Below are 22787 nucleotides of genomic sequence, written 5' to 3'. Positions count from 1 at the left end.
CCTCGGGCCAGCCTCAGGCCGGCTTCGGGCCGGCTTCAGGCCGGCTTCAGTCCAGCCTGCGGGCTCCCGCCGCGGGGCGGACGCGGAAGACCTCCGGGGCGGCGTAGCCGGCGCGCCCGAAGGCCCGCCCGACGTCGGAACGCACCCGCTGCTCCGCGCCTGCCGGGGTAAGGGCGATCGCGGCTCCGCCGAAGCCGCCGCCGGTCATCCGGGCGCCGATGGCGCCTCCGGCGCGGGCTGTGTCCACCGCGAGGTCCAATTCGGGGCAGGAAATTTCGAAATCGTCCCGCATCGAGGCGTGCGAGGCGTCCAGCAGCGCGCCGATGGCCTGCGGCCCTTCGCCCTCGAGGCGTTCCACCGTCTGCAGCACGCGGTCGTTCTCGGTGACGACGTGGCGGACCCGATGGAACGTTTCCGTGTCCAGCAGCCCGGCAGCCTCCTCGAGATCCCCGACCCCGACGTCGCGCAGCGCCCGGACGCCGAGCACATCGGCGGCCAGCTCGCAGGACGCGCGCCGGGCCGCGTAGCCACCGCCGGCATGCGAGTGCGAGACCTTCGTGTCGATCACCAGCAGCACCAGGCCGGCTGCCTCGGCGTCGAACGGCACCAGCCGGACGCTCTGGTCCCGGCAGTCGAGGAACACTGCACGGCCCGCGGCGCCCCGGAGCGAGGCCGACTGGTCCATGATCCCGGTGGGGGCTCCGACAAAGTCGTTCTCCGCGCGCTGGGTGGCCAGGACCATGTCCTCCACGCTGAGCCCTGCGCCGGTCAGCTCGTTGACGGCCAGGATGATGGCGCATTCGATGGCATGCGAGGAGGACAGCCCGGCTCCCCGCGGCACGTCGGAGTCCAGGAGCAGGTCCAGTCCGGGGACGGCGAGACCGCGCTGCTCGAGGGCCCAGAGCACGCCGAGCGGATACTTGGTCCAGCCCCTGGCCGTGGCCGGGTCCAGGACGCAAGCGTCCGCCGTCGTCAGCCCTTGGTTTCCGAACGTGGACAGCATCCGCAGCGTGGAGTCGGGCCGGAGCCGGACGGCCACCCGGGCGGTCCGGTCGATGGCGAACGGCAGCACGAACCCCTCGTTGTAATCCGTGTGTTCGCCGATCAGGTTGACCCGCCCCGGGGCCTGCCAAACGCCGTCCGGGGCGGCCCCGAAGACCTCCTTGAACCGCGACCGAAGTTCCTTGGTGCCCGGCGGGGGGTTCATAGGGTGCTGCTTTCCGTGGGGACTGGGTAACTCGTGGCGGCTGCGTCGCGCAGCCGGGCCGCGACGGCCTCCGGCGTGGTGTCGTTGATGAATGCCCCCATCGCTGCCTCCGAGCCGGCCAGGTACTTGAGCTTGTCCGCGGCGCGGCGGGGCGAGGTCAGTTGCAGGTGCAGGTAGCCGGCGGGGCGTAGCACACTGTCCAGCGGCGCCTGCTGCCACGCGGCGATGTACGGGGTGGGGGTGGGGTAGAGGGCATCCAGGCGCCGCAGTAGGTCCAGGTACAGCTGTGCGAGTTCGTCCCTCTCGTCGCCGTCGAGGGCGGCGAGGTCGGGGACCTGCCGATGCGGGACGAGGTGGACTTCCAGCGGCCAGCGGGCGGCGAAGGGCACGTAGGCGCTGAAATGCCGGCCCTCGAGGACCATCCGGCTGCCGTCCGTGCGCTCGGCGCGCAGCAGCGATCCGGTGAGCGTGTCACGGCCCCCGGCGTCGTCGTAATGTTTCCGCGCGGCGACGGCCAGCACGGCCGCGCGCGGCGGCAGGTAGGGGTAGGCGTAGATCTGGCCGTGCGGGTGGTGCAGCGTGACACCGATTTCCGCGCCGCGGTTCTCGAACGGGAACACCTGCCGGATCCCGGGCAGCGCGCTGAGCGCCGCAGTGCGGACGGCCCAGGCCTCCACCACGGTACGGGCACGCACCTCGCCGAGGCCGCCGAAGGAACCGGTATGGTCCGGGGTGAAGGAGACCACCTCGCAGCGCCCGTACGCCGGCACGCTGGTTCCCCATGCCGGCTGCGCCGGGAGCTGGCCGAGGTCGGGGCCCAGCGAGGGGAAGCGGTTTTCGAAGACGACGACGTCGTAGTCCGGCGCCGGGATTTCCGAGGGGTTGGCCGAGGTGCTCGGACACAGCGGGCACTCATCGGCCGGCGGAAGGTGCGTCCGGGACTGGCGGTGCGCGGCGATCGCCACCCATTCGCCGGTCAGCGCGTCGAAGCGCAGCTCGCCGGCGGCGGCCCGTCCGTCCAGCTCCCGGCGGTCGTCGTGGGCCCGCGGCCGACGCCGCCGCGTGCCTGAATCGGCGGCTGCCTCCCCGGCGGCATCATCGAAGTAATAGAGCTCCCGGCCGTCGGCGAGGGTGCCTTGGGTGATGCTGTTGGCGCGCATTCCATCATTCGATCAGACTTCACGACTTTCCGGCAAAGCCCCGCCGTGTACGGGCGGGCGCACGGTTCGGTACCGTGGTGCCCATGGACCTCCCTGCTTCCCCGGCCTCCCCAGACCCTTCCGTCGCCGCAGTTTCCGCTGCCGCAATTTCCGCCGCAGGCGGACCGGGCACCTCCACCCGGCGCTACGCGAGCGGCAGGCAATACGAACTGCGCCGGGGCGACGCCCTGGCCGTGGTGACCGAACTCGCGGCCGGCCTGCGGCTCTACAGCCGTGCGGGCACCCAACTGACCGAGAGCTACGGCGACGCCGACATCCCGCCCGGCGCTACCGGGATCACGCTGGCGCCATGGGCAAACCGCGTGGAAGACGGCATCTGGTACCTCAACGGGAAGAAACAGCAGCTCGATATCACCGAGGTGGCCAGAAACAATGCCAGCCACGGGCTGCTGCGGAACGCCTCCTACGAGTTGGTGGAGGAATCGGAATTCTCCGTGACCCTTGAGGCGGCTGTGTTTCCGCAGCACGGCTACCCGTTCCTGCTGCGGCACCGGGTGCGCTACGAACTGGAGGAGGACCTGGGGCTCACCGTCCGCCAGACGCTGATCAACGATTCGCAGGAGCCGGCCCCCTTCGTCCTCGGCGCGCACCCGTACCTGCGGCTGGGGGAGGTGCCGAGCGAAGAACTCACCGTGACCGTCAGCGGCCGCACCCGGCTGGTGACCGACGAGCGCCTGATTCCGCGCAGTACCGAGCCGGTCGCCGGCGACTTCGACCTCCGGGCAGGCCGGCTCGCCGGGGACCTCGACCTGGACTGCGCGTACACGGACCTGGACTTTGACGGCGGCCTGGCACGCAGCACACTGCGCGCCGCCGACGGCCGCAGCGTAAGCCTCTGGCAGGACGAGCACTGCCGCTACGTCCACGTCTTCGTCACCGGCAAGTTCCCGGGCCGGACCACGGCCGTGGCGCTTGAGCCCATGACCGGACCGGCCAACGCCTTCAACAGCGGCGACGGCCTGGGCTGGCTGCCTGCGGGGGAGTCCTTCACAATGAGCTGGGGAATTACTGCCTCCCTCGGCAGCTAGCCGGCCAAAGCCCCGCTGCCCGTACCCTTGCCCGGATACCTCGGCTCGTTCCGCGCCGTTTCCTTTGCGCGCCGCACTAGGGAATTATGGGGCTATGACGCCAGCTGAGGACGCCACCCAACGACCCGACTCCGAGCTCCCCGGATATGCCGCGCCCAGGCTTTCCGCCCCTCCTGCCGGCCCCGCCGCCAGCGTAGCTGCCGGAGTGCCTGCCGGCCCGGTGCCGGGCGCTGCCCCGACGGCACCGCGGGCCCGCAGCGACCGGGAACTGGACGAGGACATCCCCTACGGCGTGCGGATTGCGGCGTCGTGGGCGTGGCGGATCGGCCTGATCCTGCTTGTCACCGGCGTGCTCGTCTGGCTGCTCAGCAAAATCAGCTTCCTCATCATCCCGGTGATGGTCGCCGCCCTGCTGGCCGGACTGCTCAGCCCGGTCACCCGCTGGCTGCGCAGGCGCCGGGTGCCCAACGGCGCCGCCGTCGCCATCACCCTGCTCGGCTTCATCGGGGTTATCGCCGGCGCGCTCGCCCTCGTCGGCCGCCAGCTCACCGCCGGCTTCGGCGAGCTCTGGAGCCAGGCGCTTACGGGCCTGCAACAGGTCCAGACCTGGCTGGCCGACGGCCCGCTGCACCTGACTGCCGCCCAGATCGACACCTACGTCAAGGAAGGAGCCGACGCGCTGCAGAAGAACAGCAGCAGCATCCTCAGCGGCGCGCTGACCTTCGGCAGCACCGCCGGGCATTTCGCCGCCGGGCTCCTGATTGCCTTGTTCGTCACGATCTTCTTCCTGCTCGAAGGCGAACGGATCTGGGGGTTCCTGGTCCGGCTGATGCCGCGGAAGGCCCGTCCGGCCGTCAACGGCGCCGGCCGGCGCGGCTGGACCTCAATGGTCAGCTACACCCGGATCCAGATGTTCGTGGCCTTCGTGGATGCCCTGGGGATCGGTGTCGGAGCAGCGATCATCGGCGTCCCGCTGGCCCTGCCGCTTGGCGTGCTGGTGTTCATCGGTTCGTTCATCCCGCTGGTCGGCGCACTCGTCACCGGCGCAGTAGCCGTGCTGCTGGCCCTTGTGGCCAACGGCCTGGTCAACGCCCTCATCATGGTCGGTATTGTGCTGCTGGTCCAGCAGCTGGAAGGCCATATCCTGCAGCCCCTGGTCATGGGCAAGGCCGTCTCGCTCCACCCGGTCGCCGTCATCCTGTCCGTCGCCGCGGGTTCCTACCTCGCCGGCATCCCGGGCGCCCTGTTCTCCGTGCCGATCCTCGCCGTAGCAAACTCGGCCATTCGGTACATTGCGGCCAGAACGTGGGAACATGATGGAGAGCTGGCAGCCGCAAGCCCGCAGGGAGCCCCTGCCCTTGCCGGCGCCGGCCAGGACCCGGGCTTCAGGGAGGTCCACCGCCCTGGCGCCGACGCCGGAACCCCTAAAGGAGACTAGTTCGTGAATACCCTCGAGAGCCTGCCCGTCACGTTGGACGATGTCCTGGAGGCGCAGAAGCTGCTCGACGGGATTATTACGCGGACCCCGGTGGAGTCCTCCCGGGCGCTGGGCAGCATCGCCGGCGGCGACGTCTACTTCAAGTGCGAGAACCTGCAGCGCGCCGGTTCCTTCAAGGTGCGCGGCGCCTACGTCCGGATGGCCAAGCTCTCCGCCGAGGAGAAGAAACGCGGCGTCGTCGCGGCCTCGGCCGGCAACCACGCCCAGGGCGTGGCCGTGGCGGCGAAGTCCCTCGGCATCAAGGCCCGCATCTACATGCCGCTCGGCGTCGCCCTGCCCAAGCTTGCCGCGACGCGCAGCCACGGCGCCGAGGTGGTGCTGCACGGCCACAACGTCGACGAGGCGCTGGCCGAGGCCAAGCGCTACGCGGACGAATCGGGCGCCGTCTTTGTGCACCCCTTCGACGACGTCGACGTCGTGGCCGGCCAGGGCACCGTGGGACTGGAAATCCTCGAGCAGATCCCGAACGTGGACACCATCCTGATGGGCGTCGGCGGCGGCGGCCTGCTGGCGGGCGTCGCGGTGGCAGTGAAGGCAAGGGCCAAGGAACTCGGCCGGGAGATCCGGATCATTGGCGTGCAGGCCGAAAACGCCGCCGCCTACCCGCCCTCACTCGCCGCCGACGCCCTCGTCCCGCTCAAGCGCGTCTCCACCATGGCGGACGGCATCGCCGTCGGCCGGCCGGGGCAGCTGCCCTTCAGCATCATCCGCGAGCTCGTCGACGACGTCGTCACCGTCAGCGAGGACGCGCTGGCCCGGGCGCTGATCTTCCTGCTGGAACGGGCCAAGATGGTGGTCGAACCGGCCGGCGCCGTGGGCGTGGCCGCCCTGATGGAAGGCAAGATCGAAAACCCCGGGACCACCGCCGTCGTGCTCTCCGGCGGCAACATCGATCCGATGCTCATGCTCAAGGTCATCCAGCGCGGCCTCTCCGCTGCCGGCCGCTACATGACCGTGCGGATGATGCTGGACGACCGGCCCGGCTCGCTCGCGACCATCGCCCGGATCATCGCCGAAAACGACGCGAACGTGACCGGGCTGGACCACACCCGGGTGGGCGGCTCGATCAGCATGGGCGACGTCTCCATCACCGTCAACCTGGAAACCAAGGGCCACGAGCACTGCGAGCAGGTCCTCGGCGCGCTCCGGGCCGAAGGATTCCAGCCGATCGTGGTGCACTAGGCGGCCGCCGTGCTAGAAGCGTCCAAGGCCGAGCGGCGGGATACCCCCGCTGCCCGGGCCCGGCTGGGCCTGCTGGTGGTGGGCTCCTTCGTGCTGTTGCTCTACGCGATCGAGATCGTCAACTCCCTGACGATGCATTCGCTGAACGCCACCTTCGGACTGCGCCCGCGCTCCGCCGACGGGCTGCTGGACATCCTGACCTTCCCGCTGCTGCACGCCAACCTGGCCCACCTGCTCTCCAACACCCTGCCGCTGATCATTTTCGGGTTCCTGGTGTTCCTGTCCGGCGTGCGGGTCTTCGCCACGGCGCTGGCCTCCAGCTGGCTCGGCTCGGGAGCGGCGGTGTGGCTGATCGGCGGGTTCAACATCACGGTGGGAGCGTCCGGGCTGGTCTTCGGGCTCTTCGCGTTCCTGCTGGTACGGGGCTTCTTCAACCGCCACTGGGGCCAGATCCTGCTCTCGCTGGTGCTCTTTTTGGCCTACGGCGGCATCCTCTTCGGCATGCTGCCCATCGTGGCGGGCTACGTCTCCTGGCAGGCGCACCTGGGCGGGGCCGCCGGCGGCGTCGTCGCGGCCCTGCTGCTGAGCCGGCGCCGGTAGTTAGAGACGATGCGGTAATTAAACGGCGACGCCGGCCTTCCCGTTGCAGGGGAGGGCCGGCGTCGAGCACTGGTGCCGTTAGCCGACGTACGGCTTGGCGGAGATGATCTCCACCGTGATGTCCTTGCCGTTCGGGGCGGTGTAGCTGAGCTTGTCGCCTTCCTTGTGGCCGACGATGGCGGAACCCAGCGGGGACTTCTCGCTGAAGACGTCCAGCTCGGAGTCGCCGGCGATCTCGCGGGAGCCCAGCAGGAAGGTCTCTTCGTCCCCGGCGATCTTCGCCACGACGATCATGCCGGCCTCGACAATGCCGTCGTCGGCAGCGGCCTCGCCCACGTGTGCATCGCGGAGCAGCACGGTCAGCTGGCGGATGCGGGCCTCGATCTTGCCCTGCTCTTCCTTGGCCGCGTGGTAGCCGCCGTTCTCCTTGAGGTCGCCTTCCTGGCGGGCGGCTTCGATCTTCTGAACGATGTCTGCACGCCCGGCGCCGGAGAGGTGGTCCAGCTCTGCCTTCAGGCGGTCAAAAGCTTCCTGGGTAAGCCAAGCTGCAGTTGCGCTGTTGGTGGTCGACACGGACTTCTCCTTTTGATGGTCAAACAAGCTGGTCAAACAAGCAAAGACCCCGCCACGGTGGCCACTTATGGATCTCAGTAACCAGCTCAGCGGGGCAGGGGTATTGATCCATTGTAGTCAATGCTGTGGATAAACCCAAGAACCGCTGCGGCGCAGATCACACTGTGTTACGCCTTGAGCCCTGCCCGGGCCCGGGTTCCGGGCCCGATTCCTTCGGGATGCGGCTACTTCGAGGCGTCCGGAATCCAGCAGTTGTCCACGACGGCGGACACGGCCTGCGATTCGGTGCGGATGGTCACCCGGTGCACGGTGGTGCGGCCGCCGTCGGCGCCGGCATCGACGGCGTTGGGACCGACGTCGACGACCTTCCAGCCGACGACGGCGAACTTGGCATCCAGGGCCTTGACGGCGCACTTGGCGGCCGTGGCCGGATTCTTGGTGACCTGGAAATCCGCCTCGGCCACGGTGGCGTCGGGCGTGCTGTAGCCGATGTCCTTGAAGCTGACGGATTCGGTGGAGGCCGACGTCGAAACCCACGCCATGAAGCCGATTCCGGCCGCGAGGGCAGCGATCAGGATGTTGCGCTTGGTCCTGCCGCCCAGTGTGCGCTTTTGGCCGCCGTAGCGATTGGCTAGGCTGGTAGGTGCCGGCGCGGGCGCGGCAGGCTGCTCCTCGGAAGTCACCAGTCCAGTTTAGTGTGGATCGGGCAGGGGAATTTCCGCACCGCCGTTCCGCCCGCGCAGCACCGACCCCGCAGAAGAAAGAGGAGCCGTCCAACGATGACAGCGTCCCCCAGCCCGTCAGCCAAGCTTCGGCTGCTCGCCGTCCACGCGCACCCCGACGACGAGTCCAGCAAGGGCGCCGCGACGATGGCCATGTACGCCGCCTCCGGCGTCGAAGTCATGGTGGCCACCTGCACCGACGGCTCCCGCGGCGACATCCAGAACCCGGCGATGGAGAGTGCGCCGCACCCCAAACGGGACATGGCGGGCGCCCGCCGGCTGGAGATGGACAACGCGGCCAAGGTCCTCGGAATCCGCCAGCGCTGGCTGGGCTTCGTCGACTCCGGCCTGCCCGAAGGCGACCCGCTGCCTCCGCTTCCGGTCGGCTCGTTCGCCACGCTGCCGCTGGAGCGGGCCGCCGCCCCGCTGGTCCGTCTGGTCCGCCACTTCAAGCCGCAGGTCATCCTTAGCTACGACGAGAACGGCGGCTATCCGCACCCGGACCACATCATGGCGCACCGGGTCGCCGTCGAGGCCTTCGAAGCCGCCGGCGACCCGGCACGCTACCCCGGAACCGGCGAAGCCTGGGCACCCAGCAAGCTCTACTACGACCGTGCGTTCAGTCCCGAACGCTTCCGCGCCCTGCACTACGCTCTCGAGGAAGCCGGCCTGCAGTCGCCGTACGCCGAGCGGCTCGCGGCCTGGCTTGAGGCGGACGCGGAAGGGCACACCCCGCCCGCGCCCACGCACCCCACCACCACCCAGATCGAGTGCGGGGACTTCTTCGAGGCCCGCGACGACGCCCTGCGCTCGCACCGCACCCAGATCGATCCGGAGGGCTTCTTCTTCGCGGTGACGCCGGCAATGCAGCGGCAGACCTGGCCGTGGGAGGACTACTCGCTGATCCAGTCCCGGGTCCCCACCGACGTGCCCGAGACGGACTTCTTTGCCGGGCTAAGATAGTTCCAGCAGGGACTTCTATGCCGCGTAGAAGAGTGGTACCGGAAGACCCGCAAAAGACGTTCCCCACAGAAGGTTCCCACCGTGCATTCCTTGTTCATCGCCCTGGCGGCTTCCCCGGCACCGACACCGACGCCGTCGCTGCGCCCGGGACTCGACCAGGACCAGGTCACCCCGGGCCTGCTGGGTTTCCTGCTGACCGCGTTCATCGTGGTGCTAACGGCGCTGCTGATTGTGGACATGGTGCGCCGGATCCGTCGGGTCCGTTACCGGGCGCAGGTGGAGGAAGAGCGGGCCGCCGCCGAGGAAGCCGGACAGGTCCAGGCCGGGCAGCCCGGGGGTGGCAGCCTGGGGGGCTACCCGCAAACCGGCGACGGCGCGGACATCCGGCCGGAAGCCAACGGTGATGCAGGGTCCGGGAACCGCTGACCGCGGCGCCTCCGATGCCTCACCCTGGGCGGCCAACGCCCTGGGCGGGGAACCCTCCGCCTATCTCCGCCAGCACGCCGGCAACCCCGTGCACTGGCAACCCTTCGGCGACGAAGCGTTCGCGTTCGCCGCGGCCCGCGACGTTCCGGTGTTCCTGTCGATCGGCTACGCCGCCTGCCACTGGTGCCATGTCATGGCCGGCGAGTCCTTCGAAGACCAGGACACCGCCGACTTCCTGAACGCCAACTTCGTCCCCGTGAAGGTGGACCGGGAGGAACGCCCCGACGTCGACGCCGTCTACATGGCCGCCACGCAGGCCATCAGCGGCGAGGGCGGCTGGCCGATGTCAGTCTTCCTGCTGCCTGACGGCCGGGCCTTCCACGCCGGCACCTACTACCCGCCGCGGCCGATGCCCGGCAGGCCCTCCTTCCGCCAGGTGCTGGAAGCCGTCCGCGAGGCCTGGCTGGAACGCCGCGACGCCGTCGAGCAGAACGCCGCCACGCTGGCGCGCGGCATCGCCGCCGCGCAGTCCGCGTCCGCCGTCCGCTTGGACGCGCCCGCGGCCGTCCTCGACCCGGCCCTGATTTCCGCGGCGGTGCGCGCCCTGGCCCGCTCCGAAGATGCCGCGGGAGGCTTCGGCGCCGCGCCCAAATTCCCGCCGTCGGCCGTCCTGGAGTTCCTGATCCGGCACGCAGCCACGGCCTCCGACACTGCGGAGGCGGCCCGGGACGTGGCGGGCCGCACGCTCGCCGCGATGGCGCGTTCGGCACTGTTCGACCAGCTCGACGGCGGCTTTGCCCGCTACTCCGTGACGCGCGACTGGTCCGTGCCGCACTTCGAGAAGATGCTCTACGACAACGCCCAGTTACTTCGCGTCTACGTCCACTGGGCCCGTCTCGGCGGCACGGACGGGTACCCGGCCGCGGAGGCCGCCGCCGTCGCGGGCAGCACCGCGGACTGGATGCTCGACTCGCTGGGCCTGGCCGGTGCGGCGGCGCAAGCTAGCCAAGGCGGCGCCGAAGGCCCGGCGGCGCTTGCGTCGTCCCTCGATGCGGACACCGTGGTGGACGGGGTGCACTCCGAGGGCGCCAGCTATCTGTGGACCCCCGGAGAACTGGCGGAGCTGCTGGGGCCCGCGGACGGCGCCGCCGTGGCCCGGCTGATGCATGTCTCCGACGCAGGCACCGTGTCCGCAGCCGGGTCGCCGCTGCATCCCGGCCACGCGCTGGACGGCCCGGAAGGCGCGTTGTGGCAGCGGGTCCGGCCCGTGCTGCGGCTGGCCCGCGCGGCGCGGCCGCAGCCTGCCCGGGATGACAAGGTGGTGGCCGGCTGGAACGGGCTGGCCCTCGCGGCGTTGGCCGAGGCCAGTGCCGTGCTGGGCCGCCCCGAATTGCTTGGCGCGGCCGAGCGGATCGCCGGCTACCTGGAACGGGTGCACTGGACCCCGGGTCAGGGCGGGGAGCCCGGCCGGCTGCTCCGGGTGTCCCACGACGGGTCTGCCCGCGGGATCGGCGGCCTGCTGGAGGACTACGCCTTTTGCGTGGAGGGCCTGTTCGCGCTTTACGCCGTCTCCGGGCGGACGCGATGGTATGCCCTGGCCGAGGCCATCCTGGCGTCCGCCTGCACCCGGTTCGCGGCCGGTGGGGCGCTGCGAGACGCCGCCGGGGAATCAGCACAGGTCCTCAACGCCCAGGGGGGCCGGGCCGGAATGGATCCCTTCGACAACGCCACCCCCAGCGGTGCGGCCGCATTTGCCGGGGTCCTGCTGTCCTCTGCCGCGCTGTCCGGATCCTCGGAGCGCCGCGCCATGGCCGGAAACATCCTGTCCCTGCTGCCGCCGCTAGCCACCAACGCACCCCGGGTGGCCGGGTGGCTGCTGGCCACGGCGCGGGCCGCGCTGGCGGGCCCGGTGGAAGCCGCCGTCGTCGGGGCCGACACGCCGGAGCGGACGGCGCTGCACCGCGCGCTGCTGCTCTCGCCCAGCCCGGGACTGGTGATTGCGCTCCAGGACCCGGCAGGGGACGCCGGGGGCGGCCAGGTCCCCCTGCTCCGCGGCCGCACTGCGGGGCCGGGCGGGTCGCCGCAGGTCTACCTGTGCCGCGGCATGGTCTGCGACCTTCCGGCGGGTTCGGTCGCCGCGCTCCGTGCCCGGCTGGCTACCATGGCGGAATGACATTTGCCCCGGGGGACCCGGCTCCCTTTGACCTGGTGGTCTTTGACTGCGACGGCGTCCTGGTGGACTCGGAGGTGATCTCGGTCCAGGTGGACCAGCGGGTCCTGGCCGACCTTGGCTGGGAGCTGGAGATCGAGGAAATCGTGCGGCGCTTCGTCGGCCGGAGCGAGGCCAACTTCATCGCCACCGTCGAACGGGAACTGGGCATCGAACTGGCCGAAGGCTGGGACAGGACCTACCAGACGTGGTACCACGATGCCTTCGAACGCGAGCTCACCACCGTCGACGGCGTGGAGGAGGCCCTGGACCGGCTCCGGCTTCCGCACTGTGTTGCCTCCAGCGGCAGCCACGCGAAGATGCGGCGGACACTGGGCCGGACCGGGCTGCTAGACCGTTTTGCCGGCCGGATCTTCAGTGCCACGGAGGTGGCCAACGGCAAGCCGGCCCCGGATCTTTTCCTGCATGCGGCCGGGGTGCTCCGGACCGCGCCGGAGCGCTGCGCCGTCGTCGAAGACAGTGCCTACGGGGTGCAGGCGGCGCGGGCCGCGGGGATGCACGCGTTCGCCTATGCGGGCGGAGTGACCCCCGCGGAATGGCTCGCCGGCCCCGGCACCACGGTCTTCCACGACATGCGCCAGCTCCCGGAGTTGATTGCCGCGGGCCGGCCGGGCTGAGGGTGGCGCCGGCGCTGGATTTCCCCAACTTTGGAGTGGGCGCCCGGTGTGTCGGGCCGGAACCCCGGCGATTCCCGGCGTCTGGAATTCAAAGGCGGGGAGAATCCAGTCCGGCCGGCGGGCCGGCGGCCCGGCCGGGCTCAGCGGTCAGCCCAGGACGGCGATCGCGATCGCGATGTAGTGCGCGGCGAAGGCAAAGACCGTGAAGGCATGGAATAGCTCGTGGAAGCCGAAGTGCTCGTAGCTGAAATTCGGCTTCTTCAGCGCGTAGAACACGGCGCCGGCAATGTAGAGGGCGCCGCCCACGCAGATCAGCACGGCGGCAGGGGCGCTGGCGGCGAAGAAATCGGGCAGGTAGAACAAGGCCCCGCAACCCAGGGCGATGTAGATCGGCACGTAGAGCCAGCGCGGGGCGTGGGTCCAGAACAAGCGGAAGAGCACCCCGAGCACCGCGCCGGACCAAATCACCCACAGCAGCAGCACGGCCTTGGGCCGGTCCAGGAGCGCCCAAGCCAGCGGTGTGTAGCTGCCGGCGATCACCAGCATGATGTTCGTGTGGTCCAGCCGCTTCAGCACGATCTTGACCCCGGGGGACCAGTTCCCGCGGTGGTAGACAGCGCTGACGCCGAAGAGCAGCACCCCTGTGAAGGCATAGACCGCCGAGGCGGTCTTCAGCTCGGCGGTAGGGGCCAGAAGTACCAGCACCAGGCCTGCGGCAAAGGCCAGTGGCGCCGTGACGGTGTGGATCCAGCCGCGCCATTTCGGCTTGATCATCAGGAGCTCGGCGATCCTGACGGCGGCGTCGTCCACCGGGCTGCTTTCCCGGCCCTTGGGGCTGTTTTCGCTGTGCGCGGACCGCTCGGATCCGGGCTCCGGACTGGTGCTCTCCATGCGGCAATAATAACCTACGGTCCGGTAAGTTACCCGCGGGTAACAAGGTCCGCGGAGGAAAATCGCGACCGCGGTGTGCGCGGTACCTGCCCTCCGGCGGGTAGCCTAGGAATGCACTGACGTCAGACCTCAAGGAAGCCAGGTGAATCTCCGGATGGAACTGCCCGGGTTCCTGTATGGCTTCTACGAGCGCAGCCTCCAGCGGTCCCTTGACCCGGAGCGCGTCCCCAAGCACATCGGCGTCATGGTCGACGGCAACAGGCGCTGGGCCCGGCAGTTCAACGCCCCCACCAGCCAGGGCCACCAGGCCGGCGCGGACAAGATCCACGAATTCCTCGGCTGGTGCCAGGAGCTGGGGATCAAAGTCGTCACGCTCTACATGCTCTCCACGGACAACATGAACCGCTCCGGCGAAGAGCTGGACCTGCTGATGGGCATCATCGCCAACACCCTGGACCGCCTCGACGAAGACGCCGATATCTCGGTGCACGCCATGGGCGCCCCGGAACTGCTGCCGGACTACCTCGCCGAGCGGCTCAACAAGCTCACGGCCCGCACCCCCGTGCACGAAAAGATCCACGTCAATGTCGCCGTCGGCTACGGCGGCCGCCGGGAGATAGTGGACGCCGTCCGCGAACTGCTGCACGACGCCGTCGCCCGCGGCGCCGACATCGGCAAGCTGGCCGACGAACTCAGCGTCGACGACATCTCGCGTTTCCTCTACACCCGCGGCCAGCCCGACCCCGACCTCGTGATCCGCACCTCCGGGGAGCAGCGGCTGTCCGGCTTCCTGATGTGGCAAAGCGCCTACAGCGAGTTCTACTTCTGCGAGGCCCTGTGGCCGGCGTTCCGCAAGGTGGACTTCCTCCGCGCGCTGCGCGACTACGCCGGCCGGCAGCGCCGCTTCGGTTCCTGACACGGTTCATCCGGGCTTCACCTGATGTATTCAAGAATCGCCGAAAAATAGATCGGCAATGCGCGGGCCGTGGACGTACGTTAATCCCATCAGCGGGCAAACCGCCGGCTGATCGGGGAGGCCAGTACATGGAGCGGAAGTTCGCACCGGATGTATGGGAGGCCGCGTCCGGCCTTGAGGCCGAGCCGCCTCACCAATAACAATTCCGGGCCAGCGGCCCGGGGCTGGAGTCGATGTGGCTATTTCTGCAGAACTGCCCGGCGTCATTTCCGACCAGGGCAAGAAAGCTGCCTCTCGCGCCAAGCGAGCCACTTCCAAGACCGGCGCAGCGCATTCCGACGCTGCCGCCGGTCTTGCTGTTTCCGGGGAAGGAACAGCAAGCCGGGAGGCCGCCCGAAGCTACGTGATCGACACCTCCGTGCTGCTTTCGGACCCGCGGGCGCTGCTGCGCTTCGCCGAGCATGAGGTGATCCTGCCGATCGTTGTCATCACCGAGCTTGAAGGCAAGCGGCACGACCCGGAACTGGGCTACTTCGCCCGCAAGGCGCTGCGCCTGCTCGACGACCTCCGGGTGGAGCACGGCGGCCTGGACCGCCCGATCCCGCTGGGCAACGACGGCGGCACCCTGATGGTCGAGATGAACCACATCTCTGCCGAGGTACTCCCGGCCGGATTCCGCGGCGGCGACAACGACAGCCGGATCCTCGCCGTCGCCAAGAGCCTCGCCAACGAGGGCCGCGACGTGACCGTGGTGTCCAAGGACCTGCCGATGCGGGTCAAGGCCTCCGCGATGGGGCTGCTCGCCGACGAATACCGCAACGAGCTCGTCAAGGACTCCGGCTGGACCGGCATCGCCGAGATCGACGCCGCCGAGGACGAGCTGGCCACGCTCTACGGCCACGAACCGGTCTTCATCCCGGCCGCGGCCGAACTTCCGGTGAACACCGGCCTGGTGCTTCTCTCCAACCGCGGCTCCGCCCTGGGCCGGGTCGGAGCCGACAAGCAGGTCCGCCTGGTCAAGGGGGACCGGGACGTCTTTGGCCTGCACGGACGCTCGGCCGAGCAGCGGCTCGCGATCGACCTGCTGATGGACCCGTCCGTGGGCATCGTGTCCCTCGGCGGGCGGGCCGGCACCGGCAAGTCCGCGCTGGCCCTGTGCGCCGGCCTGGAAGCCGTCCTGGAACGGCGGGAGCACCGCAAGGTAATCGTGTTCCGGCCGCTCTACGCCGTCGGCGGCCAGGAACTCGGCTACCTGCCCGGCTCCGAGTCCGAGAAGATGAACCCCTGGGCGCAGGCCGTCTTCGACACCCTGGGCGCGTTGGTCAGCGAGGAAGTGGTGGAGGAGGTCATGGACCGCGGCATGCTCGAAGTCATGCCGCTCACGCACATCCGCGGGCGTTCACTCCACGACGCGTTCGTGATCGTGGACGAGGCGCAATCCCTCGAGAAGAACGTCCTGCTCACCGTGATGAGCCGGATCGGCCAGAACTCCAAAATCGTGCTGACCCACGACGTCGCCCAGCGCGACAACCTCCGGGTGGGACGGCACGACGGCGTGGCAGCCGTCGTCGAAACCCTCAAGGGCCACCCGCTCTTCGGCCACATCACCCTCACCCGTTCCGAGCGCTCGCCGATCGCTGCGTTGGTGACGGACATGCTCGAGGGGGCGGAGATCTAGCTCTGTCGATTTCAGCTCGCCTGGGTTTGGGGCCGTGGTCGGGTTCGCCCGCCACGGCCCTTTCGCCGTCGCTTAGACACGTCCCATCGGCCCCGACGGTCGCGGGCGACCTCTGGGGGGCCGATGTGCCGCGATGCGCGACTACGCGAAAGGCCCGCGGCGCGGCTGGCGAGCTTCCCATCTGCGCGGGGCCGCAAATTCGCCTCGGGTTATCCGATGCCCAGGAACTTCGCGGTGGGGTCGTGGCCTTGGACTTCCAGGGTCCAGTCGGGGCGTTTGAAGGTGGCGGGGGTGAGGCGGACCCGTTGGGAGTCCTGGAGTTCGCCGCCCCAGTTGGCGCGGGTGATGCCGTTGAGCTCGTAGCCGAGGGAGCGGGAGACGCCGAGCGACCGCTGGTTCCAGGCCGCCGCCTCGGATTCGGCGACTTCGGCGCCGAGCCAGTCAAAGGCGTAGAGGGCGACGGCGGCCCGCATTTCCTTGCCCAGTCCGCGGCCCTGGACGCTTTGTCGGAGCCAGGAGCCGGTGCTGACCGTCTTCAGGGTGGCGAAGTCCTTGGCTTCGACGTCCTGGCAGCCGACGAACTCGCCGTCGTGCCAGACGCCCAGCAGCAGGGTCCATTCCTGCGGGGACATATTCCCGCGGCAGCGCCAGTACCACTGCGCCATGTTCGGGCCGAGCTCCCGGGCCGGCATTTCCGCCCAAGGCCGGCTGAACGGGCTGCGGCCTGGTTCGTGGACGCCGCTCAGGGCTGCCCGCACCGCGGCCGGGATGTCCTCGTCGCGGATGGGCCGGAGCGTGAGGCGGGGCGTGGCCAGCGAGAGGGCGAACGGGGGCCAGTAGGAGTCGGGCGCGGTCATCCCGGAAGCCTAACGGCGGGGCGCGGTGGCCGCCAGTCACACGCCGACCCTGGCGGGGAGCGGCACGGACACGGCAAAATCCAGTAGCATCCGAGGGTGATCCATCGACTCGGCGAACTTGGGGGAGCCGCCCCGCTGGCCTTCTGGCTGGCGCTGCTGGCGTGCGCGTACTTCGCCGTCATGGCTGCCCGGCTGACGGTCATCGACGTGCGGCACCACTTGCTGCCCAACCGGATCATCTTTCCCTCCTACGCGGTCGCGGGCGTGCTCCTGGTCGGCGCTGCCGCGGCGCAGGCGGTGGCGGGGGTCCCGGCCGCAGCGTTAGCGTCAGCGCAGGACGGCGGGGCCGGGCTGTTCGGCGTGCCGGGGCTCCGGGTCGTGGCCGGCGGGGCCGTCCTCTGGCTGTTCTACTTCATCCTGCGGGCCGTCTATCCGCCGGGGATGGGCTTTGGCGACGTCAAGCTCGCCGGCGTACTGGGCATGTACCTCGGGTTCCTCGGCTGGGGGCAGGTCTTTGCCGGAACGTTTGCGGCGTTCCTGTTCGGCGGACTCTGGAGTATGGCGTTGCTCGTTTCGCGGCGCGGAACGCTGAAGTCGGACATTCCGTTCGGCCCCTTCATGCTGGCCGGGACTGCGGCCGCGATGCTGTTGCCCGGAGGTTAGGCTGGCGGGATGGCCACCCCTGAATTCATCCTGAAACTGCGTGAGAAGATCGGCCAGGAACCCCTCTGGATTCCCGGCGCCTGCGCCGTGGTCTTCGACGACGCCGGCCGGGTCCTGCTCGGCCAGCGCGCCGACAACGGCCGGTGGGGCCTGATCACCGGGATCCTGGAACCGGGCGAGGAGCCCGCGCCGGGCCTGCTGCGCGAAGTCCTGGAGGAAACCGGCGTGGTGGCCGTTGCCGAAAGGCTGGTCTCGGTGGACGCCGTTGGTCCCACCACCTACCCGAATGGCGACGTCTGCCACTTCCTGACGCTCGTGTTCCGCTGCCGTTATGTCTCCGGGGAGGCGCGCGTCAACGACGACGAATCCCTCGCCGTGGGCTGGTTCCGGCCCGAAGAATTCCCCGAGCTGATGCCCGGGCATCTGGAATCGATCGAACAAGCCCGGGATCCGGACGGCGCGGCGCACTTCCGGAGCTGACGTAGGCCGGTCCGCCCGGCCGGACCGCGGACATGATTGTCACAGCCCGGCCATAGCCTGCTTCCATCCAGCTCTCCCAGCTGGCGACAGTGGCCCGGGCACGCCCGGGCCGGAAATGGGGAAGCATGACAGATTCAGCACTGACGCACGTTTATGTCCTCCTGGACCGCTCCGGTTCCATGAGCTCCATCGCCGATGACACCGTGGGAGGCTTCGCGGCTTTCGTCCGCGAGCAGCAGGCGGTGGCGGGCCGATGCAAGCTTTCGCTAGCGCAGTTCGACGACGTCTACGAGCGGGTCTACGCCGCGGTGGACATCCGGGACGTTCCGCCGCTGGTGCTCCAGCCGCGCGGCACTACGGCCCTGCACGACGCCATGGTCCGGCTGATCGGGGAGGCCGGCGCTGAGCTGGCGGCGCTGCCCGAACCGGAGCGCCCGGGCACCGTGCTCGTGGCGGTGCTCACCGACGGCCACGAAAATGCCTCACGCGAGGCCAGCGGTGCCGTGGTCAAGGCCCTGGTCGAACGCCAGCAGCACCAGTGGGGCTGGCAGTTCACCTACCTTGGGGCCAACCAGGACGCCGTCCTGACGGCGCACGGGCTGGGCATCCGGGCCGAGGATGCCTTGACGTACGCGGCCGGCAACGTGGACGCCGCCTTCTCCGGCCAGTCCGCCAAGACCCGGCGGCTCCGGGAAGCCCGCATGGCGGGTGCCAGCCTGGACGAAGCCGCTGCCTACTCTGCTTACACCGCGGAGGAACGCCGCGCCGCGGGAGGAGAGGTGCCGTTGGAGTAGCACCGCCCGCCTTTTGGATGAGCGCCGTGCCGGCTAAACGCACGACGGCGGCCGGCGCCTTCCGCTGGGAAGGTGCCGGCCGCCGTCGGACGCTACGGGCCGCGGAGCCTGGCGACTAGGCCTTGTGCGGCGGACGCGTCATGGACATGACGTCCAGGGCGGTGTCGAGCTGCTCTTCGGTCAGCTCGCCGCGCTCCAGGAAGCCCATGGCCACGACGGTCTCGCGGATGGTCAGGCCCTCGGCGACTGCCTTCTTGGCGATCTTGGCGGCGTTCTCGTAGCCGATGAACTTGTTCAGCGGCGTGACGATGGACGGCGAGGCTTCGGCGAGGAAGCGGGCGCGCTCCACGTTGGCGGTGATGCCATCGATCATCTTGTCCGCCATGACGCGGCTGGTGTTGGCCAGCAGGCGCACGGATTCGAGCAGGTTGGCGGCCATCACGGGGATGCCGACGTTCAGTTCGAAGGCGCCGTTGGTGCCGGACCAGGCGATGGCGGTGTCATTGCCGATGACCTGGGCGCAGACCATGATGGAGGCCTCGCAGATGACCGGGTTGACCTTGCCGGGCATGATCGAGGAGCCGGGCTGCAGGTCCGGGATCGCGATTTCGCCGAGGCCGGTGTTGGGGCCGGAGCCCATCCAGCGGAGGTCGTTGTTGATCTTCATGAAGGAGATCGCGATGTTGCGCAGCTGGCTGGACGCTTCGATCAGGCCGTCGCGGTTGGCCTGGGCCTCGAAGTGGTCGCGGGCCTCGGTCAGCGGCAGGCCGGTGTCGGCGGCGAGGAGTTCGATGACTCGCTCCGGGAAGCCTGCCGGGGTGTTGATGCCGGTGCCGACGGCGGTGCCGCCCAGCGGGACCTCGGCGACGCGGGGGAGGGAGGCATTGATGCGTTCGATGCCGTAGCGGACCTGCGCGGCGTAGCCGCCGAACTCCTGGCCGAGGGTGACGGGGGTGGCGTCCATCAGGTGCGTGCGGCCGGACTTCACCACGTCCTTGAACTCGATCGTCTTGCGGTCCAGCGAGGCGGCGAGGTAGCCCAGCGCCGGGATCAGGTCGTTGATCAGCGCCGAGGTGGCAGCCACGTGGACCGACGTCGGGAAGACATCGTTGGAGGACTGCGAGGCGTTGACGTGGTCGTTCGGGTGAACCACCTTGTCGCTGCCGGCTGCCTTGAGCGCGCGGGACGCCAGCTCGGCGATGACCTCGTTGGTGTTCATGTTCGAGGAGGTTCCGGAACCGGTCTGGAAGACGTCGATCGGGAAGTCGCCGTCGTACTTGCCGGCGGCAACCTCATCGGCGGCGTCCGCAATCGCCTGGGCAAGCTCGCCGTCGAGCACTCCCAGCTCTGCGTTCGCCTGGGCTGCAGCCTTCTTGACACGGGCGAGGGCCTCGATGTGGGCGCGCTCCAAGGTCTTGCCGGAGATCGGGAAGTTCTCGACCGCGCGCTGCGTCTGTGCCCGGTACAGGGCGTTCACGGGAACGCGGACTTCGCCCATCGTGTCGTGTTCAATGCGGAATTCTTCAGTGTTCAAGTCTGCTGTGGAAGTCATGGGCCTAGCTTATTCCGCCCAAGCGTCGCACCGAAAACCATGAACCGGCACTGAAACGAGGCCCCTAGAGCTCACCGATCCCGGAGACGAGGTCTGCCCGGCCCTCGGCGAGGCTGTACGCAAGCCCGATCACGGCGGCACGGCCGCTTCCGACGGCGTCGGAAATCACCCGGGAACTGTCCACCAGGCGCTGCGAGGTCTGCTTGACGTTCTCCACCACCATGTCGTTGACCTCGTGCTGGTCGTTGCGCAGCGAGGTCAGCACCGACGGCGTGATCCGTTCGACCAGGCTCCGCATGAAACCAACCGGCATCTGGCCGGTCTCCACGGCGTCCTTGGTGGCGATGACGGCACCGCAGCTGTCGTGGCCAAGGACCACGATCAGCGGCACACCGAGCACGCTGATGCTGTATTCGAGCGAGCCGAGCACGGCGTCGTCGATCACCTGGCCCGCGGTCCGGACGACGAACGCGTCGCCGAGGCCCAGGTCGAAGATGATTTCGGCGGCCAGGCGCGAGTCGGCGCAGCCGAAGATGACGGCGAACGGATGCTGGTTCTCCACCAGGGAGGACCGCCGCGAGGCGTCCTGGTTCGGGTGCGAGGATTCGCCGGCGACGAAACGGTCATTGCCTTCGCGCAGGCGGCGCCAGGCGAGGGCGGGAGTCAGATAAGTAGCCACGGCCCTACCTTACGACGCCGGGGTGGCTGAGGGGGAAACCGTGGCTGCCGGGTTACCTTCCAGCGACTTAACGACCGCCGCGGCGAGCACCGAGAATTCTTCCAGCTGCGCGGGCCCGGTCAGGATCACTGTGGTCCCGCGGTAATCGAGCACCATGGATTTCTCCCCCTTGCCGGTGTCGCGCAGCTGCCAGTCGCGGCCGCCGGCGGTCCGCGTCCCGGTCACCGGCGCGTTTTTCGTCTGCTGAAGCAGCCAGGTCGGGTTGGCCTGCCGGGTCTGAACCAGCCCGATGAAGGACTCCTTGGGCGTCAGGTAGCCGACCTCCCAGGTGGCCACGCCACTGCCGGAACCGGACTCCCAGCGGGCGTAGTTCGAGCGGAATGTGTCGCCGGTTTCCGGGGTTACCGGTGTGAATCCCGCCACACCCGCGGCGTTTTGCGCGATGGCGCTGACGTTGATGTCCGGACGGTACCCATCGCTCTTAGGCGAAGGGTTCATCAAGACCACCGGCAGGAACGCGCCAATGCTCAGGGCCAGCGCGATGATCATACCGATCACCGAGGCGTTGGCCCGCTTTGCCGCTGCGGCGCGGATGACGGGCTTGACGGGCTGTTCGCCGGCGGCGCTTTCGCCGTCCGGCGTTGCACCAACGGAGGGCGATCCGGGGGCCTCGGGCGACGTGTCCTGCAATTCATTCACCCCTCTATAGTCGCCCATTCCGGACCGATCTCACATTCGGCGGGAGGGCGCCTGCCGAATCCGGGCAGGTTCACGGTTTGGTCATTCCATGACCGATGGAGGCCGCCGCGACTATGATCAGTACCAGACGAATCACCGCGGTGGCCGGAGACCGGATGCCGCGGGTTCAATGATCGCCACTCGAAGAAGAGGTTCACGTGTCACCAGCGTCCATGACCCAGAAGTACTCCACGCTTTCCCCGTCGCTCGCCGTCGGCATCGACGAGCCTGACCGCAACCTTGCCTTGGAGCTGGTCCGCGTCACGGAGGCCGCGGCCATCGCCGGCGGCCACTGGGTCGGTTTTGGCGACAAGAACAAGGCCGACGGCGCCGCCGTCGACGCCATGCGCTCCTTCCTGCAGACCGTCCACTTCAACGGCGTCGTGGTCATCGGTGAGGGCGAAAAAGACGAAGCCCCGATGCTGTTCAACGGCGAGCGTGTCGGCGACGGCACCGGCCCCGAGTGCGACGTCGCCGTCGACCCGATCGACGGAACCCGGCTGACCGCCCTCGGCATCAACAACGCCCTGGCCGTCCTGGCCGTGGCCGAGCGCGGCTCCATGTTCGACCCCTCCGCCGTGTTCTACATGGAGAAGCTCGTCACCGGTCCGGAAGCCGCCGACATGGTGGACCTGCGCCTGCCGGTGAAGCAGAACCTGCACTTGATCGCCAAGGCCAAGGGCGTCAAGGTCAACCAGCTCAACGTGATGATCCTGGACCGGGACCGGCACCGCCCGCTGGTCGAGGAAATCCGCGAGGCCGGCGCCCGCACGAAGTTCATCATGGACGGCGACGTCGCCGGCGCCATCGCCGCGGCCCGTGCCGGTACCGGCGTCGACGCCCTGATGGGCATCGGCGGAACGCCGGAAGGGATCGTCGCCGCCTGCGCCATCAAGTCCCTGGGCGGCGTCATCCAGGGCCGGCTCTGGCCCACCAGCGACGAAGAGAAGCAAAAGGCCATCGACGCCGGACATGACCTGGACCGGGTGCTCTCCACCAACGACCTGGTCTCGAGCGACAACTGCTACTTCGCGGCTACCGGAATCACCGACGGCGACCTGCTCAAGGGTGTCCGCTACTCCAAGGACAAGGTCCTCACCCAGTCCATCGTGATGCGCTCCAAGTCGGGCACCATCCGCTTCGTGGACGGCGAGCACCAGGCCAGCAAGTGGGAAGGCTACGCCCGCAAGAGCTAGCACCAGCGCGGCACTCAAGAGATCCCGGGACGCGCCCTGCGTCCCGGGATCTCTTATTTGTGCGGCAGCCCGACGTC

The 22787-nt window shown here is 69.1% G+C and carries 23 protein-coding genes; 14 read left to right on the top strand and 9 right to left on the bottom strand.

The window, feature by feature from the left end; genetic code table 11:
- Window positions 1-46 precede the first annotated feature (46 nt).
- Together galK and galT are read right to left on the bottom strand one after the other, a co-directional pair.
- Window positions 47-1207 (bottom strand): galactokinase, encoded by a 1161-nt coding sequence (gene galK, locus AC1DGE_RS13230; protein WP_476909360.1) that lies wholly within the window; start codon window positions 1205-1207, stop codon window positions 47-49.
- Entirely contained in the window at window positions 1204-2367 is a 1164-nt protein-coding gene (gene galT / locus AC1DGE_RS13225) for a galactose-1-phosphate uridylyltransferase (protein ID WP_476909359.1), read from the bottom strand. Before galT ends, galK begins: the two co-directional genes overlap by 4 nt.
- Before the next feature lie 83 nt (window positions 2368-2450).
- On the opposite strand from galT, the gene AC1DGE_RS13220 reads away from it, so the two are divergent.
- The 4 genes from AC1DGE_RS13220 (at window position 2451) to AC1DGE_RS13205 (ending at window position 6735) form a co-directional block, all read left to right on the top strand.
- Entirely contained in the window at window positions 2451-3455 is a 1005-nt protein-coding gene (locus tag AC1DGE_RS13220; protein WP_441418491.1) for an aldose 1-epimerase family protein, read from the top strand.
- Between the two features lie 94 nt (window positions 3456-3549).
- Window positions 3550-4893, top strand: coding sequence for an AI-2E family transporter (locus AC1DGE_RS13215; RefSeq protein WP_476909358.1), 1344 nt, complete (start codon window positions 3550-3552; stop codon window positions 4891-4893).
- A 3-nt stretch (window positions 4894-4896) separates the two neighbouring features.
- A complete protein-coding gene (ilvA, locus tag AC1DGE_RS13210; RefSeq protein ID WP_441418489.1) occupies window positions 4897-6135 on the top strand; it encodes a threonine ammonia-lyase in 1239 nt (412 codons plus the stop codon).
- Window positions 6136-6144: 9 nt separating this feature from the next.
- The gene (locus AC1DGE_RS13205; RefSeq protein WP_441418488.1) at window positions 6145-6735 is read left to right on the top strand and encodes a rhomboid family intramembrane serine protease; all 591 of its coding nucleotides are present in this window, start codon (window positions 6145-6147) and stop codon (window positions 6733-6735) included.
- Window positions 6736-6813: 78 nt separating this feature from the next.
- Here the strand turns inward: AC1DGE_RS13205 and greA are convergent, their stop codons facing one another.
- Window positions 6814-7308, bottom strand: a complete 495-nt coding sequence (greA, locus tag AC1DGE_RS13200; RefSeq protein WP_138769984.1) for a transcription elongation factor GreA — start codon at window positions 7306-7308, stop codon at window positions 6814-6816.
- A 224-nt stretch (window positions 7309-7532) separates the two neighbouring features.
- Window positions 7533-7991, bottom strand: a complete 459-nt coding sequence (locus tag AC1DGE_RS13195) for a DUF4307 domain-containing protein (RefSeq protein ID WP_476893258.1) — start codon at window positions 7989-7991, stop codon at window positions 7533-7535.
- A 96-nt stretch (window positions 7992-8087) separates the two neighbouring features.
- On the opposite strand from AC1DGE_RS13195, the gene mca reads away from it, so the two are divergent.
- The 4 genes from mca to AC1DGE_RS13175 all read left to right on the top strand — a co-directional run bounded on the left by mca (window position 8088) and on the right by AC1DGE_RS13175 (window position 12266).
- Window positions 8088-8993: a mycothiol conjugate amidase Mca gene (gene mca / locus AC1DGE_RS13190; protein WP_441418486.1), complete on the top strand. Its 906-nt coding sequence runs from the start codon at window positions 8088-8090 to the stop codon at window positions 8991-8993.
- 81 nt (window positions 8994-9074) lie between these two features.
- A complete protein-coding gene (locus AC1DGE_RS13185) occupies window positions 9075-9419 on the top strand; it encodes a hypothetical protein (RefSeq protein WP_476893257.1) in 345 nt (114 codons plus the stop codon).
- Entirely contained in the window at window positions 9397-11592 is a 2196-nt protein-coding gene (locus tag AC1DGE_RS13180; RefSeq protein ID WP_476909357.1) for a thioredoxin domain-containing protein, read from the top strand. The genes AC1DGE_RS13185 and AC1DGE_RS13180 overlap by 23 nt, the downstream gene beginning before the upstream one ends.
- A complete protein-coding gene (locus AC1DGE_RS13175) occupies window positions 11589-12266 on the top strand; it encodes an HAD family hydrolase (protein WP_476909356.1) in 678 nt (225 codons plus the stop codon). The genes AC1DGE_RS13180 and AC1DGE_RS13175 overlap by 4 nt, the downstream gene beginning before the upstream one ends.
- Window positions 12267-12413: 147 nt before the next feature.
- On the opposite strand, the gene trhA is transcribed toward AC1DGE_RS13175, so the two are convergent.
- Window positions 12414-13055, bottom strand: coding sequence for a PAQR family membrane homeostasis protein TrhA (gene trhA / locus AC1DGE_RS13170; RefSeq protein ID WP_441418569.1), 642 nt, complete (start codon window positions 13053-13055; stop codon window positions 12414-12416).
- Window positions 13056-13311: 256 nt separating this feature from the next.
- Here trhA and AC1DGE_RS13165 point away from each other — a divergent pair, with 256 nt between their 5' ends.
- Both AC1DGE_RS13165 and AC1DGE_RS13160 read left to right on the top strand, forming a co-directional pair.
- The gene (locus AC1DGE_RS13165; RefSeq protein ID WP_346959534.1) at window positions 13312-14073 is read left to right on the top strand and encodes an isoprenyl transferase; all 762 of its coding nucleotides are present in this window, start codon (window positions 13312-13314) and stop codon (window positions 14071-14073) included.
- A gap of 235 nt (window positions 14074-14308) precedes the next feature.
- Window positions 14309-15751, top strand: coding sequence for a PhoH family protein (locus AC1DGE_RS13160; protein ID WP_476917592.1), 1443 nt, complete (start codon window positions 14309-14311; stop codon window positions 15749-15751).
- Window positions 15752-15960: 209 nt separating this feature from the next.
- Here the strand turns inward: AC1DGE_RS13160 and AC1DGE_RS13155 are convergent, their stop codons facing one another.
- The gene (locus AC1DGE_RS13155) at window positions 15961-16608 is read right to left on the bottom strand and encodes a GNAT family N-acetyltransferase (RefSeq protein ID WP_476917591.1); all 648 of its coding nucleotides are present in this window, start codon (window positions 16606-16608) and stop codon (window positions 15961-15963) included.
- Between the two features lie 96 nt (window positions 16609-16704).
- Here AC1DGE_RS13155 and AC1DGE_RS13150 point away from each other — a divergent pair, with 96 nt between their 5' ends.
- The 3 genes from AC1DGE_RS13150 (at window position 16705) to AC1DGE_RS13140 (ending at window position 18545) form a co-directional block, all read left to right on the top strand.
- A complete protein-coding gene (locus tag AC1DGE_RS13150; RefSeq protein ID WP_476917590.1) occupies window positions 16705-17271 on the top strand; it encodes a prepilin peptidase in 567 nt (188 codons plus the stop codon).
- Window positions 17272-17280: 9 nt separating this feature from the next.
- A complete protein-coding gene (locus AC1DGE_RS13145) occupies window positions 17281-17751 on the top strand; it encodes an NUDIX hydrolase (protein ID WP_441418479.1) in 471 nt (156 codons plus the stop codon).
- 125 nt (window positions 17752-17876) lie between these two features.
- Window positions 17877-18545 carry a VWA domain-containing protein gene (locus AC1DGE_RS13140; protein ID WP_476917589.1) on the top strand — a complete coding sequence of 223 codons (669 nt, stop codon included), beginning with the start codon at window positions 17877-17879 and terminating at the stop codon, window positions 18543-18545.
- A gap of 115 nt (window positions 18546-18660) precedes the next feature.
- Here the strand turns inward: AC1DGE_RS13140 and AC1DGE_RS13135 are convergent, their stop codons facing one another.
- The 3 genes from AC1DGE_RS13135 to AC1DGE_RS13125 form a co-directional block, all read right to left on the bottom strand.
- Window positions 18661-20097 carry a class II fumarate hydratase gene (locus tag AC1DGE_RS13135; protein ID WP_476917588.1) on the bottom strand — a complete coding sequence of 479 codons (1437 nt, stop codon included), beginning with the start codon at window positions 20095-20097 and terminating at the stop codon, window positions 18661-18663.
- Window positions 20098-20161: 64 nt separating this feature from the next.
- On the bottom strand, window positions 20162-20776 hold the full coding sequence (locus tag AC1DGE_RS13130; RefSeq protein WP_441418476.1) for a carbonic anhydrase: 615 nt from the start codon (window positions 20774-20776) through the stop codon (window positions 20162-20164).
- A gap of 9 nt (window positions 20777-20785) precedes the next feature.
- Window positions 20786-21466: a DUF4245 domain-containing protein gene (locus tag AC1DGE_RS13125; protein WP_476917593.1), complete on the bottom strand. Its 681-nt coding sequence runs from the start codon at window positions 21464-21466 to the stop codon at window positions 20786-20788.
- A 221-nt stretch (window positions 21467-21687) separates the two neighbouring features.
- Between AC1DGE_RS13125 and glpX the strand changes: the two genes are divergently transcribed.
- On the top strand, window positions 21688-22710 hold the full coding sequence (glpX, locus tag AC1DGE_RS13120) for a class II fructose-bisphosphatase (protein WP_175322845.1): 1023 nt from the start codon (window positions 21688-21690) through the stop codon (window positions 22708-22710).
- Window positions 22711-22787: the final 77 nt, after the last annotated feature.

It is taken from the genome of Arthrobacter sp. 05N425 (assembly GCF_056397125.1).
Note: the sequence above shows the minus strand (reverse complement) of the source record. Positions and strands in the feature narration are given on the sequence as shown.

Bases quoted from the DNA above. Each gene is read 5' to 3' on its own strand.
- AC1DGE_RS13140 (WP_476917589.1), top strand. From the start codon at position 17,877: ATGACAGATTCAGCACTGACGCACGTTTATGTCCTCCTGGACCGCTCC.
- AC1DGE_RS13180 (WP_476909357.1), top strand. From the start codon at position 9,397: ATGCAGGGTCCGGGAACCGCTGACCGCGGCGCCTCCGATGCCTCACCC.
- AC1DGE_RS13145 (WP_441418479.1), top strand. From the start codon at position 17,281: ATGGCCACCCCTGAATTCATCCTGAAACTGCGTGAGAAGATCGGCCAG.
- AC1DGE_RS13215 (WP_476909358.1), top strand. From the start codon at position 3,550: ATGACGCCAGCTGAGGACGCCACCCAACGACCCGACTCCGAGCTCCCC.
- AC1DGE_RS13135 (WP_476917588.1), bottom strand. From the start codon at position 20,097: ATGACTTCCACAGCAGACTTGAACACTGAAGAATTCCGCATTGAACAC.
- galK (WP_476909360.1), bottom strand. From the start codon at position 1,207: ATGAACCCCCCGCCGGGCACCAAGGAACTTCGGTCGCGGTTCAAGGAG.
- AC1DGE_RS13165 (WP_346959534.1), top strand. From the start codon at position 13,312: ATGGAACTGCCCGGGTTCCTGTATGGCTTCTACGAGCGCAGCCTCCAG.
- galT (WP_476909359.1), bottom strand. From the start codon at position 2,367: ATGCGCGCCAACAGCATCACCCAAGGCACCCTCGCCGACGGCCGGGAG.
- glpX (WP_175322845.1), top strand. From the start codon at position 21,688: ATGACCCAGAAGTACTCCACGCTTTCCCCGTCGCTCGCCGTCGGCATC.
- mca (WP_441418486.1), top strand. From the start codon at position 8,088: ATGACAGCGTCCCCCAGCCCGTCAGCCAAGCTTCGGCTGCTCGCCGTC.
- AC1DGE_RS13155 (WP_476917591.1), bottom strand. From the start codon at position 16,608: ATGACCGCGCCCGACTCCTACTGGCCCCCGTTCGCCCTCTCGCTGGCC.
- AC1DGE_RS13175 (WP_476909356.1), top strand. From the start codon at position 11,589: ATGACATTTGCCCCGGGGGACCCGGCTCCCTTTGACCTGGTGGTCTTT.
- AC1DGE_RS13220 (WP_441418491.1), top strand. From the start codon at position 2,451: ATGGACCTCCCTGCTTCCCCGGCCTCCCCAGACCCTTCCGTCGCCGCA.